This window comes from Variovorax sp. LARHSF232 (assembly GCF_052871435.1).
The window spans coordinates 214,293-229,573 of the sequence record NZ_JBIXJS010000001.1 but is presented as its reverse complement, the minus strand read 5'-3'; the positions used below and the strand labels follow the sequence as shown (position 1 = coordinate 229,573).

Annotated in this window: 15 protein-coding genes and 1 pseudogene; 4 read left to right on the top strand and 12 right to left on the bottom strand. The window is 67.5% G+C overall.

Annotated features, from left to right (window positions below; all coding sequences use genetic code 11):
• The first annotated feature begins 35 nt into the window (after positions 1-35).
• Entirely contained in the window at positions 36-458 is a 423-nt protein-coding gene (locus tag ACIPRI_RS01070; protein WP_446587612.1) for a GFA family protein, read from the top strand.
• A 27-nt stretch (positions 459-485) separates the two neighbouring features.
• Here the strand turns inward: ACIPRI_RS01070 and ACIPRI_RS01065 are convergent, their stop codons facing one another.
• The 9 genes and pseudogenes from ACIPRI_RS01065 to ACIPRI_RS01025 all read right to left on the bottom strand — a co-directional run bounded on the left by ACIPRI_RS01065 (position 486) and on the right by ACIPRI_RS01025 (position 7,135).
• The gene (locus tag ACIPRI_RS01065; protein ID WP_446587610.1) at positions 486-1,703 is read right to left on the bottom strand and encodes an amidohydrolase family protein; all 1,218 of its coding nucleotides are present in this window, start codon (positions 1,701-1,703) and stop codon (positions 486-488) included.
• Between the two features lie 16 nt (positions 1,704-1,719).
• Positions 1,720-2,199 (bottom strand): annotated as a pseudogene (locus tag ACIPRI_RS01060) (flavin reductase family protein); the annotation flags it as partial.
• Between the two features lie 173 nt (positions 2,200-2,372).
• Positions 2,373-2,831, bottom strand: a complete 459-nt coding sequence (locus ACIPRI_RS01055; RefSeq protein WP_446587608.1) for a GAF domain-containing protein — start codon at positions 2,829-2,831, stop codon at positions 2,373-2,375.
• A gap of 186 nt (positions 2,832-3,017) precedes the next feature.
• Positions 3,018-3,383, bottom strand: a complete 366-nt coding sequence (locus tag ACIPRI_RS01050; RefSeq protein WP_446587606.1) for an RT0821/Lpp0805 family surface protein — start codon at positions 3,381-3,383, stop codon at positions 3,018-3,020.
• 66 nt (positions 3,384-3,449) lie between these two features.
• Positions 3,450-3,809, bottom strand: coding sequence for a DUF1428 domain-containing protein (locus ACIPRI_RS01045; RefSeq protein WP_446587604.1), 360 nt, complete (start codon positions 3,807-3,809; stop codon positions 3,450-3,452).
• Between the two features lie 27 nt (positions 3,810-3,836).
• On the bottom strand, positions 3,837-4,856 hold the full coding sequence (locus tag ACIPRI_RS01040; RefSeq protein ID WP_446587602.1) for an SDR family oxidoreductase: 1,020 nt from the start codon (positions 4,854-4,856) through the stop codon (positions 3,837-3,839).
• A gap of 15 nt (positions 4,857-4,871) precedes the next feature.
• Positions 4,872-5,177 carry a plasmid stabilization protein gene (locus tag ACIPRI_RS01035; RefSeq protein ID WP_446587600.1) on the bottom strand — a complete coding sequence of 102 codons (306 nt, stop codon included), beginning with the start codon at positions 5,175-5,177 and terminating at the stop codon, positions 4,872-4,874.
• A gap of 99 nt (positions 5,178-5,276) precedes the next feature.
• The gene (locus tag ACIPRI_RS01030) at positions 5,277-6,086 is read right to left on the bottom strand and encodes a DUF899 domain-containing protein (protein ID WP_446587598.1); all 810 of its coding nucleotides are present in this window, start codon (positions 6,084-6,086) and stop codon (positions 5,277-5,279) included.
• 134 nt (positions 6,087-6,220) lie between these two features.
• The gene (locus ACIPRI_RS01025) at positions 6,221-7,135 is read right to left on the bottom strand and encodes a LysR family transcriptional regulator (RefSeq protein WP_446587596.1); all 915 of its coding nucleotides are present in this window, start codon (positions 7,133-7,135) and stop codon (positions 6,221-6,223) included.
• Between the two features lie 58 nt (positions 7,136-7,193).
• Between ACIPRI_RS01025 and ACIPRI_RS01020 the strand changes: the two genes are divergently transcribed.
• On the top strand, positions 7,194-9,008 hold the full coding sequence (locus ACIPRI_RS01020) for an arylsulfatase (protein WP_446587594.1): 1,815 nt from the start codon (positions 7,194-7,196) through the stop codon (positions 9,006-9,008).
• Here the strand turns inward: ACIPRI_RS01020 and metE are convergent, their stop codons facing one another.
• Complete coding sequence (gene metE / locus ACIPRI_RS01015) at positions 9,009-11,336, bottom strand: 5-methyltetrahydropteroyltriglutamate--homocysteine S-methyltransferase (protein ID WP_446587592.1); 2,328 nt, start codon at positions 11,334-11,336, stop codon at positions 9,009-9,011.
• A gap of 70 nt (positions 11,337-11,406) precedes the next feature.
• Here metE and ACIPRI_RS01010 point away from each other — a divergent pair, with 70 nt between their 5' ends.
• The gene (locus ACIPRI_RS01010; protein WP_446587590.1) at positions 11,407-12,333 is read left to right on the top strand and encodes a LysR family transcriptional regulator; all 927 of its coding nucleotides are present in this window, start codon (positions 11,407-11,409) and stop codon (positions 12,331-12,333) included.
• Between the two features lie 4 nt (positions 12,334-12,337).
• Here the strand turns inward: ACIPRI_RS01010 and ACIPRI_RS01005 are convergent, their stop codons facing one another.
• Positions 12,338-13,645: a sulfatase family protein gene (locus ACIPRI_RS01005; RefSeq protein ID WP_446587587.1), complete on the bottom strand. Its 1,308-nt coding sequence runs from the start codon at positions 13,643-13,645 to the stop codon at positions 12,338-12,340.
• 12 nt (positions 13,646-13,657) lie between these two features.
• Entirely contained in the window at positions 13,658-14,641 is a 984-nt protein-coding gene (locus ACIPRI_RS01000) for a Bug family tripartite tricarboxylate transporter substrate binding protein (RefSeq protein ID WP_446587585.1), read from the bottom strand.
• Positions 14,642-14,732: 91 nt separating this feature from the next.
• On the opposite strand from ACIPRI_RS01000, the gene ACIPRI_RS00995 reads away from it, so the two are divergent.
• Positions 14,733-15,281, top strand: coding sequence for a MarR family winged helix-turn-helix transcriptional regulator (locus ACIPRI_RS00995; RefSeq protein WP_446587583.1), 549 nt, complete (start codon positions 14,733-14,735; stop codon positions 15,279-15,281).

The window sequence follows — 15,281 nt, the reverse complement described above, 5'->3', positions numbered from 1 at the left end:
ACCGGTTGACCGGCGGCGGCCCACAGGAGGTCACGATGCCAGAAGATTCCAGCGTGCAAGGCGGCTGCTTTTGCGGCGCGATCCGCTACGAGGCCTCGGCCACAGCGCTTCTGGGCAGCACGGTCTGCCACTGCCAAACCTGCCGGCGCGTTGCAGGCGCGCCCGCGGTGGCGTGGGTCACGTTTGCCGCCGACCAGTTCAGGTTCACGCAGGGCCAGCCTGTGGCTTTCAATTCGTCGCCGGGCGTGCGCCGCACCTTTTGCCCGGCCTGCGGCACGCCGCTCACCTATGCGCTTGCAGCGACACCCTCCGAGCTGGATGCGACCACCTGCTCGCTGGACCATCCGGAGGCCTTCCCGCCCACGCATCACTCTTGGCTGAGCCACAACCTGCCGTGGCTGCGCTTCGGCGATGGCCTGCCGACGTATCCGGAATCGCGCATCGACGACAGCCCGTGAGCGAGCGCCTGAAATCGTTTGCGTCAGTCAAGCCGCTGAATCTGCGCTGAACACGCCGCCCCGCGCCACCACGCGCCCCCGGCTGATCACGGTGCGCGCCAGCGGGCCGCTCACCACCGCCTCGGCGATGTTCTGGGCGGGAAGCAGCAGCAGGTTGGCGGCGCATCCCGGCGCCAGGCCGTAGTCGGCGATGCCCAGCGCCTGGGCGCCGCCCTGACTGACGATGTCGAAGGCGTCGGCCAGCTGCTCGTCCTTGCTCCAGCCGAAGCGCATGGCGATCAGGCGGGCGCGGTCCAGCATGTCGCCGTTGCCCATGGGCGACCAGGTGTCGCGGATGCCGTCGGAGCCGGAGCACACGTTCACGCCGCGGCTGCGCAGCAAGGCCAGCGGCGGCACCGTGAAATGCCCCGGCGCGCAGCTCATGATCGAGATGCCCAGGCGCGCCAGCCGGTCGGCCAGCGGGTGCAGGTCTGCGGGCGCGAAGGCGCCCAGGGCGTAGGCATGGCTGATCATCACCCGGCCTTGCAGGCCGTGGGCCTCGGTCATGTCGGCGATGCGCTCGATCTCGAAACGGCCCAGTTCGCCGCCGTCGTGCAGGTGGATGTCGATGCCGCGCTGGCCGAAGCGGGTGGCCAGCTCGAACACCGTTTCCAGATGGCGGATCGGGTCGCGGTCGATGCCCGCCGGATCGATGCCGCCGACCACCTCCAGCCCCATGTCCAGCGCGTGCTCCATCAGTTCGGCGGTGCCGGGTACGGTGAGCAGGCCGCCTTGTGGGAAGGCCACCAGCTGCATGTCGACGAGATGCGCGTAGCGCCGGCGCAGCGCCAGCATCTCTTCGATGTGCGCCAGGCCGAACACCGTCTGCACGTCCACGTGGCTGCGAAAGTACAGCGAGCCGCGGGCAATGCACTGCTCGATGAGCGGCGCGGCGCGCTCGGCCAGGGGCATGCCGAAGTCCTTCAGCACCGCTTGCTCGTTGCTGATGCGATGGTTGCGCGTGGGGCCGGCGCTGTTGGGCCGCCAGGGCGCGCCCCACAGGCTCTTGTCGAAATGCACGTGCGCTTCCACCAGCGCCGGCAGCAGCATCAGGCGGCCCTGGCCGTCGGCCAGGGTGGGCAGCGTGGGCGCGGCCGTGCCGGCGGGCAGCACGGCGGCGATGCGCTCGTCCTCGATCAGCAGGTCGGCGGCCTCGGCGCGGCCCAGCGGGCGCACGTTGCGGATGGCTTGGGTGGTCTGACTCATTGGGTACCCTTGTGCTTCAGCTTAGCGAATCGATGGCGTTGGCGGCGTTCGGCGCCTCCATCGAGAAACGGTCGCGCGTGCGCACATAGAAGCTGGCACCGAAGCGCGCCACCGGAAAGTAGTTCTGCAGCTTGACCCGGTAGCGCTCCAGGTCGATCAGGTCTTCGCGCGCATGCAGCCACAGCACCTCGCCGATGAAGATGTGGCGGCTGGCGGTTTCCAGCTTTTCCGACAGCCGGCATTCGAAGGCCACCGGTGCCTGCACGATGCGCGGCGGCTGCACCGCGCAGGAGGGCGCCGAGGTGAAGCCCACCGCATCCAGCTCGCTGTGGGTGGCGGGCAGGCGGTCGCCGCAGCGGTGCATCTGCTCGGCCATGGGTTCGTCGGCGATGTGCACCACGAACTCGCCGTTGGCCAGGATGTTGGCCGAGGTGTCCTTGAGCAGGTCGTCCTGCAGCTTGTTGATGCTGATCATGAGGATGGGCGGGTCTTCGCCCCGTGGCGGGCGTCGTGCCCAGGCATATTGTCAGCAAGACGCGCTGTCGCATGTTGACACGTGCCTGGTGCATTTGTCGTGCCTCGCCCGGCGGTGGGCGCCAAAAGCGCGACTGGCGCTGCGCCTTGTGGGCGCGCGCCAGTCGTGGAGCCTGCGGGGGAAAGAGGGGCGGGCTAGGACGCGATGCCGTGCGCGTCCGCGCCGTCGATCAGCCGCGCCGCCAGGCGGGCCGACATCTCGAGCCGGCGCACGTCGCGCTCGTCCAACTGGCCATCGGGCTCGTGCCGAAAGAAGCACAGCATGCCGTGAATGCGCCCGTCGGCCAGCCGAACCGGCGCACCGATGCCGGCGCCGATCGGCTTGTCTTCGGCCGCCCGTCGGCTGCCGCCGCCTGCGGCGCCGTGAGCCGCGTTTGCGCGGTCGGCGATGAAGCGCACCTGCACGCGCAGGTCTTTCTCGAGCAGCCGGACCAGACCGGCAATCGCCCGGTCCGCCAGCGGCACCATGCCGGACTCGGCCGAGCCCTCGTCCGCTTCGGTGCTGAACAGCCACATGGCCGCCGCGCGCGACGCATCGATGCTGCGGCGCAACTGCGGGACCATCGTCGATCCATCTACGACTGCGAAAGCCATGTCCTGTTTCCCATCTTCTTTTTGTTGCTCGCCCGAAGGCGCGGAAACGTCGGCGCTGCGCAGAATCGAATGGAAAGAGGCCAACGGGCCCAGGGCGGCGACGACGTCCGCGTTTTTGCCTGAGGCGGTCCTGCCCGTCGTCCCCAAACAAGGGGATAGGTAACTAGTTCACAGGCCCTAACTCGGTCAGGACTTGAGCGCCCACTTGCCCGTGTTGCCCTGGCAGAAGGTGTAAACGCCTTCGTCCTTCACCAGCTTGTAGCTGTTGGCGATGCGCAGCTTGCGGCACTTTCGGGGCGCGGCGGCTTCGTCGGTGCCAGCCGGCGTCACGGTGCCGGCGGCGCCGGTCTTGTCGTTCTTCCAATCCAGCGCGGGGCCTTCCGGCGGGCCGGCCAGCGCCTTCTCGACGCTGTCGTGCATCAGCTTGAAGTCGGCGGCGTTGAACTTGGCGGCCGGGCTGTTTTTCAGGAACAGCAGGTCGGCGGCCTGGACGGCGGCGGGGACGGCAGCGGCAAGTGCGGTGGCCAGCAAGGTCGCGGCAAGGGCTTTCATGTCGGAGGGCTCCAGATATTTCTGCAGCCATTGTGCCCGGCCCCGCCGGCCGAATGCGTGTTCGGACTACAGGTCGACCAGCACCTCGAAGCCGCCGTAGATCATGCGCTTGGCGTCGAAGGGCGCGGTCTTCATGTCCATCATGTCTTTCATGCGCGGGTCTTTCATGACCTTGTCGTTCACCTCGTCGCGCTTGGCGCGCGACTCATAGACGATCCAGGAAAAGAACACCACCTCGTCCGCCTTGAGGTTCACGCTTTGCGGAAAAGAGGTGACTTCGCCGGGCTTCACATCGTCGCCCACGCATTCGCGAAACTGAAGGGCGCCGTATTCGCGCCAGATCTTGCCGGCTTTTTCCGCCATGTCGCGGTAGGCATCGATGTTGCTGCGGGGAACGGGAACGACGAATCCATCTACATAGGGCATGCTGGGTCTCCTGGTGGTTTTCGATCTTCAGATGGCGCCGATGCTGCCGGTGACCGGCAGCACGAGGCCCGTGATGTAGCTTGCGCAGCAGGGCGACGCAAGAAAGACATAGGCGGGCGACAGCTCTTCCGGCTGGGCCGGGCGCTTCATGTCCGTCTTCTCGCCGAAATGGGCGATGCGCCCGGCCTCCTGGTCGGCCGGGTTGAGCGGCGTCCACACCGGGCCCGGCGCCACCGCGTTGACGCGGATCCCCCGGTCGATCAGGTTGCTGGCCAGCGCCTTGGTGAAGGCGTGGATCGCGCCCTTGGTGGCCGCATAGTCGAGCAGGTGGCCGCTGCCTCTGAAGCCGGTCACCGAGCCGGTGTTGATGATGCTGGCGCCCTGGCCCAGGTGCGGGAGCGCGGCGCGCGCCATGCGGAAGTAGCCGCCGATATTGGTCTGCAGCGTCATGGCCAGCCGCTCGTCGCTCACATCCTCGAGGCGGGCGGCATGCATCTGGAAAGCCGCGTTGTTCACCAGGATGTCGAGCCGCCCCAGGGTCTTCACCGTTTGCGCCACCGCGCCGCGGCAGAAGTCGCTGTCCGCGACGTCGCCCGGTATCAGCAGGCAGCGCTGGCCCTCGGCTTCCACGTGGGTCTGCGTTTCGCTCGCGTCCTTGTGCTCGTCCAGGTAGACGATGGCGACGTCCGCGCCCTCGCGGGCAAACAGCACCGCCACCGCGCGGCCGATTCCCGAATCGCCACCGGTCACCAGCGCGCACATGCCCTGCAGCTTGCCGCTGCCACGGTAGTCGGGTGCCAAAAAGCGGGGCCGCAGTTCCATCTCCGCCTCCAGCCCTGGCTTGGCCAGGCGCTGGCGCGGCAGCGGGATTTCCGGCTGGTCCCGGTGGCCGGCCTGCACTGCGTGCCGGCGGCCCTTGGGCGATGCGCGGCTGGCGGCGCTGTCGCGCGCATCCTGCTCGCGCTGGATCTTGCGCTGGCGCTGCGCCACCGCGGCCGTCTGGCTCGTGCTCGGGCGCGCGCGCTTGCCCACGTTGCTTGTTGCCATGGCGCCGGCGCGCACTCAGGCGGATTCGCGGCGCTTGCGCGTGGCGGCGGCCTTCTTGGCGGATGCCGAGCGCGCGGCAGCAGGGCGCGTCGCCGACGCACGGCCGCCCAGGCGCCCGCCCTTGCGCGAAGCGCTGTGGCTCTCGGCCTTGCCGCGTCCGGAGCCGCTCTTTTCGCCACCGCCGCTTTCCTTGTTCACCGTGGCCCAGGCGCGGCGCGCGGATTCCTCTTCGGGAACGCCGCGCTTCTCGTAGCCTTGCTCGATGTGCTCGGCCCGGCGCTTCTGCTTGTCCGTGTAGGCCGACTTGTCACCTCTTGGCATGACACAACTCCTTCATTCGCATGTTGGCGAAGGGTCATGCTGCGCGCAGCCGCGGGCCCTGCGTGTAGGAGCAGTGCGCGGGTGGTGGTCGGCCAGCTGTCACCCGCCGGAGCCCTTGGCGGGATCCCGGAACGCCGCCTCTCCGGCGTCCGACACCTCGACCCACTTCTTGTCGGGCGCCGCATCGTCCGCGCCGTAGTTGTCGTGCCAGTTCCACCACTTGTAGGTCGGCGTCTGCGGGTAGCCCTCCGGCGAGTCTTCCCAGACCTCCTGGCGGCCCAGCGGCGTGATGTCCAGGTAGTTCCAGGTGCCGCCCATCTGCTCGTCGCCGCGGTTGTTGATGAAGTAGGTGCGGAACACGCGGTTGCCGTTGTTGCTGTCGCGATAGAACACGTTGGTGCCGTGCCACTCGTCCACCCCGAAGTCGGCGTCGAAGCGGTCGGTGAGGGTGAACCACGGCATCTCCCAGCCCATCCGCGCCTTCAGCCGCGCGATGTCCGGCTGGGGCGCACGCGAGACGAAGACAAGGGTGGTGTCACGGGCGTTCAGGTGGGCGAGGTGGGCCACCTGGTCGGCCACCATGGAGCAGCCCCGGCAGGCGTGCTCGGGCCAGCCGTACACGCCCGGCTCGAAGAAGGCGCGGTAGACGATCAACTGGCGCCGGCCGTCGAACAGCTCGGGCAGGCTGACCTTGCCCGCGGGACCCTCGAAGGCGTAGGCCGATTCGACGGCCATCCAGGGCATCCGCCGGCGCTCGGCGGCCAGGGCGTCGCGGGCGCGGGTCTGGGCCTTTTCCTTCACGAGCAACTGCTCGCGGGCCGCCTCCCACGCTTCGCGCGACACGACGGGTGGTGTGTGCATGGCAGGCTGCTGCGCGCCTTGCCGTTCGTTCTCGGTTGACTGGGTCATGGCTGAAATCTCCTGACTGGGTGCTGTTGCTCATCGGTCCTTGTTGGCCGTGAGAAAAGTTTGGCACCGGAAGCCGGATGCTGGGAGTAACAAATGTGGCGGTATTCCGAGGGTGCGGAGACGCCCCATCTCGATTAGCTCGGTGCTCCGCTGAACTTGGGAGCGAGCGCTGCCGCCAAATCGATCATCCGCACAGCCAGCGGTGACAGGCTCCGGCCGCGCAACCAGATGGCGTGTATCTCGGCGGTCAGGGGAGCGGTGGCGCCAGCCATCGTGATGCACCGCAGTGAGCGCCCCGCGCTCAAGGCCAACTGATGAGGTAGCAGGGCCAGCAGGTCCCCCTCGAGAGCAAGCCGCATCAAGGTATTGAGATCGTCGCACTCCAGCGTTACCGGCAGGGGCTCGGCCGGTCCAAAGCCAAGCACGCTGGCGATCTGCGCGCGCAAAGCGGGTGTGGTGGAAACCATGCCGATTCCATACTGTTTCAGCGCTTCACGCTTCACCGGACCCTTGCGCGCCAACGCGTGCCTACTTCGGCAATAGACGCCCCCATGCATCCGAACCAGCGGCAGTGTCTGCAAGCGGGAATCAGCATCCATCAGCCGGGGATCGGCAATGAAAAAGTCGATCTCCTCCGCGCGCAAGAGCTCCAGCAGACTGGCCAGATTGCCACTGCGCATTCGTACGACGACGCTGGGACCCTCCTTGCGCAGTTCCGCCAGCAGCGGCGGAGCCAAGGTGGCGGCCGGGATCGGTCCGGCGCCGAAGTTCAACTCGCCCAACGCGCCGCTGCGCAGCAGGGAAACGTCGCGCTCGAAGCAGTGATCCTCGAACACAAGCTGCCTGGCCCGCATCAGCACCGTCTGGCCGGCCACGGTCAAGTGCGCTCCTGCTGGAGTCCGGTCGAACAGTTGTACGCCCAGTCTGGCCTCGAGGGCCTTGATGCTGCGGCTGAAAGCCGCGTGGCTCAGGTGCACCCGTTCTGCCGCTCGGGCAAAACGGCCTTCTTCTGCCAGCGCAATCAGGTGGTGAAGTTGTCGCAAATCCATGTTGTGTGAAACGCAATAGAACCTAACTAATTGTGCACTGGACATCACCTCCGAGCGCTTGAATGATCGGGGAATAGCGAAAGCAATTTCGGAGATTGTGTTGTCCAGATTACTTGTATTGGCGGCGGCGGCCGCACTCGCCGTGGGGCCCGCATGGAGCGCCACTCCCAAGCGTCCGAACATCGTGATGGTCGTGTTGGATGACGTGGGCATGAGCGATCTCGGGGCCTTCGGCAGCGAGATCGCCACACCCGTGCTGGACAAGATCGCCAAGGATGGCGTGCGTTTCACCAACTTCCACGTCGCCGCGGCCTGCTCGCCGACTCGGGCCATGCTCATGACCGGCGTAGACAACCACCGCGCGGGGGTGGGCACGCTCGAAAACGTGATTGCCGACAATCAGAAAGGCAAGCCGGGCTACGAGGGCCATCTCAACGATCGCGTTGTTTCGATCGGCAGCCTGCTTGCCGACGCTGGCTACCGCACCTACTTCTCTGGCAAATGGAATCTTGGCGAAACCGGCGACAAGTCGCCGGCCACGCACGGCTTTCAGAAATCGGTGGCCCTGGCGCAGACCGGCAGCGACAACTTCGAGAGCAAGCCTTATGCGCCGATCCACGAATCGTCGCACTGGTTCGAGGGCACGCAGGAAATTCCTTTGCCCAAGGACTTCTACTCGAGCCGCTACTACGTCGACCGCATGATCGGCTGGCTCGATGCCGACAAGACCCAGGACAAGCCATTCTTTTCCGTGGTTTCGCTGCAGGCGAATCACTATCCACACCAGGCGCCGAAGGAATACATCGACCGCTACCTCGGCCGCTACGACAAGGGCTGGGATCAGCTGCGCGCGGAGCGCTACGCGCGCCAGGTTCAGATGGGCCTTTTCCCCGCCGGACTGACGCTGCGCCAGAGCCCCGATTCGCGCGCCTGGAAGGATCTGAAGCCGCAGGAGCAGCGCGACTACGCCAAGCGCATGGCGGTCTACGCCGGCATGCTCACCGCAGCCGACACCGAGATCGGACGCCTGCACAAGCACCTGGAACAGACCGGCGAGCTCGACAACACCGTCTTCATGGTGCTGTCGGACAACGGAGCCGATCCCTATCGCCTCGACAAGACCTTCTGGTTTTGGTACCCGTTCAACTACTCGGTCGACTACGAGAACCTCGGCCAGAAGGGGGCTTTCTCGGCCTATGGCCAGGACTGGGCGCAGGTGTCCAACACACCACTCCACTTGTTCAAGGGCAACGCCCACGAAGGCGGGATGCGTACGCCCCTGTTCGTGTCCTGGCCGGCACGCTTCGCCGGCGGCCGAATCAGCGACAGCTTCACTCACGTGAAGGACATCGTGCCCACGCTGCTGGAACTGGCCGACGCGGCTGCGCCCAATGGCCGCTATCAAGGCCGCGAGGTACTGCGCCCCGACGGCGCGAGCATGCTTGCGCATCTGGACGGACAGGTCCCGCGAGTGCACGCGCCCGATCGAGCCATTGGCTATGAAATGGCCGGCAATTCAGCCTTGTTCAAGGGGGATCTCAAGCTGGTCAAGGACCTGGCACCTTTCGGGGACAACGCCTGGCATCTCTACGACATTCGCCGGGACCCGACGGAATCGCAGGATCTGAAGGAGCGGCAACCTGAGGTGTTCAAGACCATGCAGGCTGACATGCAGCACTACTTTTCGAGCAACGGCGTGGTGGTGCTGCCTGACAACTACAAGCCGATACGCGCGCTGGTCAAGAACAATGCAGGCCTGCTGTTGAGGATGCTGTGGCCGTACCTGCTGACCCTGCTGGCCGCGGTGAGCCTGCTGAGCTGGAGTGCCTGGCGTTTGATCAGGAGATTGCGCCGCCGGCGCACTGCCGGCTGATCACCTGCCATTCATCTCGCCGCGCAACACCCGCGCGGCAGCCACCATATTCGACAGCGCCGCCTCGGTCTCGGCCCAGGCACGGGTCTTCAGCCCACAGTCCGGGTTGATCCACAGGTGCGCTGCCGGCACGACGGCGGCGGCCTTGCGCAGCAGCCGCACCATCTCGTCCACGGTCGGCACGCGCGGTGAGTGGATGTCGTAGACGCCCGGGCCGATCTCGTTCGGATACTTGAACTCGCCAAATCCGCGCAGCAGCTCCATGTCGGAGCGGCTGGTCTCGATGGTGATCACGTCGGCGTCCATCGCCGCGATCTCGGGCAGGATGTCGTTGAACTCCGAATAGCACATGTGGGTGTGGATCTGCGTCTGGTTTGCCACGCTGCTGGCGCTGATGCGAAACGAGCGCGTCGCAGCTTGCAGGTAAGCCTTCCAGCCGGCACGCCGCAGCGGCAGGCCTTCGCGGATGGCCGGCTCGTCGATCTGGATGATGCCGATGCCGGCCTTCTCCAGGTCGACCACTTCGTCGCGGATCGCCCAGGCGATCTGCTCGGTCGTGACGCTGCGCGGCTGGTCGTCGCGCACGAAGGACCACTGCAGGATCGTGACCGGGCCGGTGAGCATGCCCTTCATCGGCAGCCTGGTCAGGCTCTGCGCGTAGGCGGTCCACTCGACCGTCATCGGCGCGGGCCGCGCCACGTCGCCATAGATGACCGGCGGCTTCACGCAGCGCGAGCCGTAGGACTGCACCCAGCCGTTGGCGGTGAAGGCGAAGCCGTCGAGCTGCTCGCCGAAGTACTCGACCATGTCGTTGCGCTCGGCCTCGCCATGCACCAGCACGTCGATGCCCAGCGCTTCCTGCTTGCGCACGGCCAGTTCGATCTCGGCCCTCATCTTTTCGCCATAGGCAGCTGCGTCGAGCTCGCCGCGCCTGAAGGCGGCGCGTGCGGCGCGGATCGCGCCGGTCTGCGGGAAGGAGCCGATGGTGGTGGTGGGTAGCGGCGGCAACGCGAAGCGGGCGCGCTGTTCGGCCTGGCGCGCGGCAAAGCCGGAAGCGCGCCGGTCATCGCTGGCGACGCTGCGCGCCACGCGCAAGGCAACGTCGGCACGGTGAACGCGCGCGCTGCCACGGCGCGCTGCGGCAGCCTTGCGGGCGGCAAGAAGCTCGACCTCCACCGCGCTTTCCTCGCCATCGAGCGCGGCGCGCAGCACGCGCAGCTCATCGAGCTTCTCGACGGCGAAGGCCAGCCAGGACCGCACTTCGGCGTCGAGCCCGATCTCGGCCGCGAGGCTGAAGGGCACGTGCAGCAGCGAGCACGAGGGCGCGATCCAGAGTTCGCCCCGGTGCTTGTCGGCCACCGGCTTGAGTTTGGCCAGCGCGGCGTCGGGATTGGCGCGCCAGATGTTGCGGCCATCGACGATGCCCACCGACAGCACCTTGTGCGCCGGCAGCCAATCGGCCACGCCGATGAGTTCGGCCGGTGCCCGCACCGCGTCCACGTGCAGGCCGGCCACCGGCAGCTGGCAGGCCAGCCGCAGGTTGTCCGCCAGCGGAGAGAAGTAGGTGGCCAGCAGCAGTTTGGGCGCGCTGCGCGCCAGCTGCCAGTAGCTGCGCTCGAAGGCGTTGCGCCAGGCCTGCGGCAGATCCAGGCCAAGAATCGGTTCGTCGATCTGCACCCATTCCACGCCCTGCGACTTGAGCCGGGCGAGCAGCTGTTCATACACCGGCAGCAGCGGCTCCAGCAGCGAGAAGCGATCGAAGCCGGCCTCCTTCTCCTTGCCCAGCCACAGGAAGCTCAGCGGCCCGAGCAGCACCACCTTGACCGGGTGGCCCAACTGCTGGGCCTGGGCCACTTCGTTGAACAGGCGCACCGATGAAAGGCCAAAGCGCGTGCTGGCCGAGAACTCCGGCACCAGGTAGTGATAGTTGGTGTCGAACCACTTGGTCATCTCCAGCGCAAAGGTGGCGTGGCTGTGGTGGGCGCATCCATCGTGCGCGCAGGCATGGCCTGCCTCGTCGGCCACGCCGCGCGCCATCGTGAAATAGCGCACCAGCTCGGGCGCGTCGCCGGCAAATTCGAAGCGCGCCGGCTCGCAGCCGAGCAGCTGGATGTGGTTGGCCACGTGGTCGTAGAAGGCGAAGTCGCCCACGGTGACGAAGTCCAGGCCGGCGTCGCGTTGCGCCTGCCAGTGCTGTGCGCGCAGCTGCGCGCCGACCGCTTCGAGGGCGGCGGCATCGATCTGGCCGCGCCAATGCTTTTCGAGGGCGAACTTCAGTTCGCGTTGGGCGCCCATGCGCGGGAAACCGAGGGTGTGGGTACGGGTCATGCCGGCATCATGGCCAAGGGCAGCCTATGATTCAAACGATAGTTTTTGTGCCACAACTTGAATTCTGTTCATGATCAATTCGCTCCTCGAGCTGCGCCACCTGCGCACCCTGGCAGCGCTGCGCGACACCGGCAGCCTGGTGCGCGCGGCGCAGCTGCTCAACCTGACGCAGTCCGCGCTGTCGCACCAGATCAAGCTCCTGGAAGCGCACTACGGCCTGCCGCTATTCGAGCGCAAATCGGTGCCGCCGCGCTTCAGCGCCGCCGGCCTGCGCCTGCTGGGGCTGGCGGACCAGGCGCTGCCGCTGGTCGGCGGCGCCGAGCGCGATCTGGCGCGCTTGTCCTCGGGGCGCAGCGGACAGCTGCGCATCGTGGTCGAGTGCCACACCTGTTTCGACTGGCTGATGCCGGCCATGGATGCCTTCCGCCAGTGCTGGCCGGAGATCGAGCTGGACATCGTCTCGGGCTTCCACCCCGACCCGATCGCGCTGCTGCTGCAGGACCGGGCCGAGGTGGCCATCGTCTCCGAGCAGGACCCGGCCGAAGCGGTCGACTACCACCCGCTGTTCCGCTTCGAGATCGTGGCGCTGCTGGCCAATGACCACCCGCTCGCCGCCAAGCCCTACCTCACCGCGCGCCACTTCGCCGACCAGACGCTCATCACCTACCCGGTGCCCGACGAGATGCTGGACATCGTGCGGCAGGTGTTGCAGCCGGCCGGCGTGGAACCGGCGCACCGGCGCACCACCGAGCTGACGGTGGCGATGCTGCAGCTGGTGGCCAGCGGGCGCGGCCTGGCCACCTTGCCGGTGTGGGCGGTGCAGGGCTACCTGGACCGCGGCTACGTGACGGCGCGCCCGGTCGGCAAGCGCGGACTGCAAGGCGAACTGCACATCGCGTGCAGCGCAGCCACCTCGCGCCAGGCCTGGCTGGCGGACTTCGTGCAGATCACGCGGGAAAGTTCCTTCGCGAGCCTGCCGGCCATCGCGCTCTTGTGAACCCTCAGCGCGGCGGCATGTCGCTGTCGGTGTAGCAAAGACTCACGCTGGCGTCCGCTGCAATGGGCGGCATGCTGGCGTCCCATTCTTCCCAGGCCGCACGCATGGCGGCCAGCCGCTGCGGCTCCTTCTTGGCCAGGTTGGCGCGCTCGCGCTCATCCCGCGCGATGTTGAACAGGTAGTCGTTGCCGTCCACCCGCAGGTACTTCCAGTCGCCATCGCGCAGGGCGCGCTGGCTGCGGTGGTTCATGCGCCAGTGCATGGGGCGGTCGAACCGGTGGCCGGCATCGCGCAGCACCGGCAATAGCGAAAGGCCGTCCAGCGGATAGCGCATGTCGGCGGCCACGCCGGCGGCGTCGAGCAGGGTGGCCGACCAGTCCATGGTCAGGCAATGCTGTTCGCTGGTGGTTCCGCCTGCAATGGCCGCGGGCCAATGGGCGAGCCAGGGCACCCGGATGCCGCCTTCGGTCAGATCCATCTTGCCGCCCACCAGCGGCCAGTTGTCGGAGAAGCGTTCGCCGCCGTTGTCGCTGGTGAAGACCACCAGCGTGTTGTCGGCGATGCCGGCCTTTTCCAGCGCCGCCATCAGCCAGCCGATGCCTTCGTCCATCTGCTGGATCATGCGGCGGTAGGTGTGGATGTTGCCGCCGTCCAGGTGGTAGAGCGGGCTGCTGGCGATCGCGTGGGCCACGTCTTCGTCCTCGCGCGTTTCCCAGGGCCAGTGCGGCGCGGTGTAGTGCAGGCTGAGGAAGAAGGGTGCGTCCTGCTGCGCGACGCGCTCGACGTAGTCGACGGCGCGGCGCGAGATCAGGTCGGTGAGGTAGCCCGCCTGCTTGCACTCTTCTTCGCCCAGCCACAGGTCATGCGTGCCGCGCGAATCGCAGTGGGTGAAGTAGTCGACGCCGCCCGACATGGGGCCGAAAAACTCCTCATAGCCGGAGCGCAGCGGCCCGAAGGCCGGCGGGTAGCCCAGGTGCCATTTGCCGATGAGGGCGGTGCGGTAGCCGGCGCTCTTCAGCAGCGAGGGCAGGGTCGGGTGCTCCGGCGGCAGGCCCAGGGTCGAGCTGCCGCGGCTCTTGCTGTTGATCGGCTCCTCGGCCGCGCCGCGCAGCCGGTACTGGTAGCGCGCCGTCATCAGCGCAAAGCGGGTGGGCGAGCACACCGGCGAATTGGCGTAGCCCTGGGTGAAGCGGATGCCCTTGGCGGCCAGCCGGTCCAGCACCGGCGAGATGGGGGCGCGGCCGCCGTAGCAGCCCAGGTCCGCATAGCCGAGGTCGTCGGCGACGATGAAGACAATGTTGGGGCGCGTCATGCGATGGCTCACTCAGGGCTGATAGCCGGACTTCTTGACCACAGGCGCCCACTGCTCGCGGAAGGCCTTGAGCATGGCCACGGTCTGCGCCTGCGTGCTGGCCACGGCAGTCATCTTGGCGTCGTGGAAGCGCTTGATCGTCTCCGGGTCCTTCATCACTTCGTGGATGGCCTTGGACAAGAGCGCCACTTTGGCCTGCGGCATGCTGGCGGGGGCGAAGAAGGCGTTCCAGCCGGTGGCGGTGAGGTCCAGCCCCGCTTCCTTGAAGGTCGGGATCGTCGGCGCGAACTCGGAGCGCCGCGCGCCCGACATGGCCAGGATGCGGATCTTGCCGGCCTCGTGCTGCGGCAGCGCCACGTCGAAGGTGTCGAAGGCGATCGGGATCTGGCCGCCGATCAGGTCGGTGAGCAGCGGGCCGGAGCCGCGGTAGCCCACCACCTGCCCGGTCACGCCGGCCTTCTCGGCCGTCATCAGCGCAAAGAAGTGCGGCAGGCTGCCGGTGGCGGGCACGCCGAAGTTGGCCTTCTCGGGGTTGGCGCGCATCCAGGCCACCAGGTGCGACAGCTCCTTCACCGGTACGGCGGTAGCCACCGAGAGCGCGAACTCGTAGTCGTTGACGTGCGAGACGGCAACGAAGTCCTTCTCGGCGTCGTAGCCGTTGTCCTTGAAGACCAGCGGCGCCACCACCATCACGGCGGGGTTGGCCACCATCAGGACGTTCTGGCCGGCCGGCGTGGCTTTCACCTGCTGCGCCGCCAGGCGACCGCCGGCGCCGGTCTTGTTGTCCACCACCACCGGCACGCCCAACTTGGGCCCGAGCTTGTCGGCCACGATGCGCGCCACCTTGTCGGTGGCGCCGCCGGGCGCATAGCCCACCACGATGCGCAGCGGGCCATCGAGCGCTGGCTGCTGGGCATGCAGCGCCGGGCTGGCGGCGGCGAGGCTGCCCAGGCCGAGGGCGGCGAGCAGGGTGCGAAGGGTCTTTGCAATGGGCATGGCTGTCTCTCCTGGTTCGAAGGCGGGTCGGCGCCCACTGTAGGACCGCGACAATCGATTGTTCAAATCAACTGCTTTGCGGAGTTACCCGATGGCCGACACGGCTTTACCCGGCGCAGGACCGCTGCTCGACGACCTGTTGCTCTATCGGCTGAGCCGCCTGCTGGCGGTGGGCGGCAGCCCGGTGATCCGGCTGTGCGAGGGACGCTTCGGCATCACGCGCCGCGAATGGCGGGTGCTGGCCACGCTGGCCGAGCACGGCGGCGCGCTCGGCTCTTCGCAGCTGGCCGACGTGGCGCAACTGGACCGCGCACGCACCTCGCGGGCGATCGGCTCGCTGGCGGACAAGGGATTGATCTCGCGCACACACCTGGCGGGCGACCGTCGCCACGTGCGCCTCACGCTCAGCGCGGCCGGCGAGGCCATCCACGCGCAGTTGCTGCCGCTGGTGCGCAGCATCAATGCAGAGCTGATGTCGGTGCTGGCGCCGGCCGATGCGGCGCAGTTCGACCGCTCGCTGGCCAGCCTGCAGGCGCAGGCCGAGCATTTGCTCGCCAGCGGCGCCTCCGCAGCGCTGCCCAAGGCCGATCGCCGCCGCGGGGGCAAGAAGAAGACGGCTACTGCTGCAGCGGTTCGATGA

Bases quoted from the DNA above. Each gene is read 5' to 3' on its own strand.
- ACIPRI_RS01055 (WP_446587608.1), bottom strand. From the start codon at position 2,831: ATGGCTTTCGCAGTCGTAGATGGATCGACGATGGTCCCGCAGTTGCGC.
- ACIPRI_RS01030 (WP_446587598.1), bottom strand. From the start codon at position 6,086: ATGACCCAGTCAACCGAGAACGAACGGCAAGGCGCGCAGCAGCCTGCC.
- ACIPRI_RS01025 (WP_446587596.1), bottom strand. From the start codon at position 7,135: ATGGATTTGCGACAACTTCACCACCTGATTGCGCTGGCAGAAGAAGGC.
- ACIPRI_RS01000 (WP_446587585.1), bottom strand. From the start codon at position 14,641: ATGCCCATTGCAAAGACCCTTCGCACCCTGCTCGCCGCCCTCGGCCTG.
- ACIPRI_RS01005 (WP_446587587.1), bottom strand. From the start codon at position 13,645: ATGACGCGCCCCAACATTGTCTTCATCGTCGCCGACGACCTCGGCTAT.
- ACIPRI_RS01070 (WP_446587612.1), top strand. From the start codon at position 36: ATGCCAGAAGATTCCAGCGTGCAAGGCGGCTGCTTTTGCGGCGCGATC.
- ACIPRI_RS00995 (WP_446587583.1), top strand. From the start codon at position 14,733: ATGGCCGACACGGCTTTACCCGGCGCAGGACCGCTGCTCGACGACCTG.
- ACIPRI_RS01065 (WP_446587610.1), bottom strand. From the start codon at position 1,703: ATGAGTCAGACCACCCAAGCCATCCGCAACGTGCGCCCGCTGGGCCGC.
- ACIPRI_RS01045 (WP_446587604.1), bottom strand. From the start codon at position 3,809: ATGCCCTATGTAGATGGATTCGTCGTTCCCGTTCCCCGCAGCAACATC.
- metE (WP_446587592.1), bottom strand. From the start codon at position 11,336: ATGACCCGTACCCACACCCTCGGTTTCCCGCGCATGGGCGCCCAACGC.
- ACIPRI_RS01010 (WP_446587590.1), top strand. From the start codon at position 11,407: ATGATCAATTCGCTCCTCGAGCTGCGCCACCTGCGCACCCTGGCAGCG.
- ACIPRI_RS01040 (WP_446587602.1), bottom strand. From the start codon at position 4,856: ATGGCAACAAGCAACGTGGGCAAGCGCGCGCGCCCGAGCACGAGCCAG.
- ACIPRI_RS01050 (WP_446587606.1), bottom strand. From the start codon at position 3,383: ATGAAAGCCCTTGCCGCGACCTTGCTGGCCACCGCACTTGCCGCTGCC.
- ACIPRI_RS01035 (WP_446587600.1), bottom strand. From the start codon at position 5,177: ATGCCAAGAGGTGACAAGTCGGCCTACACGGACAAGCAGAAGCGCCGG.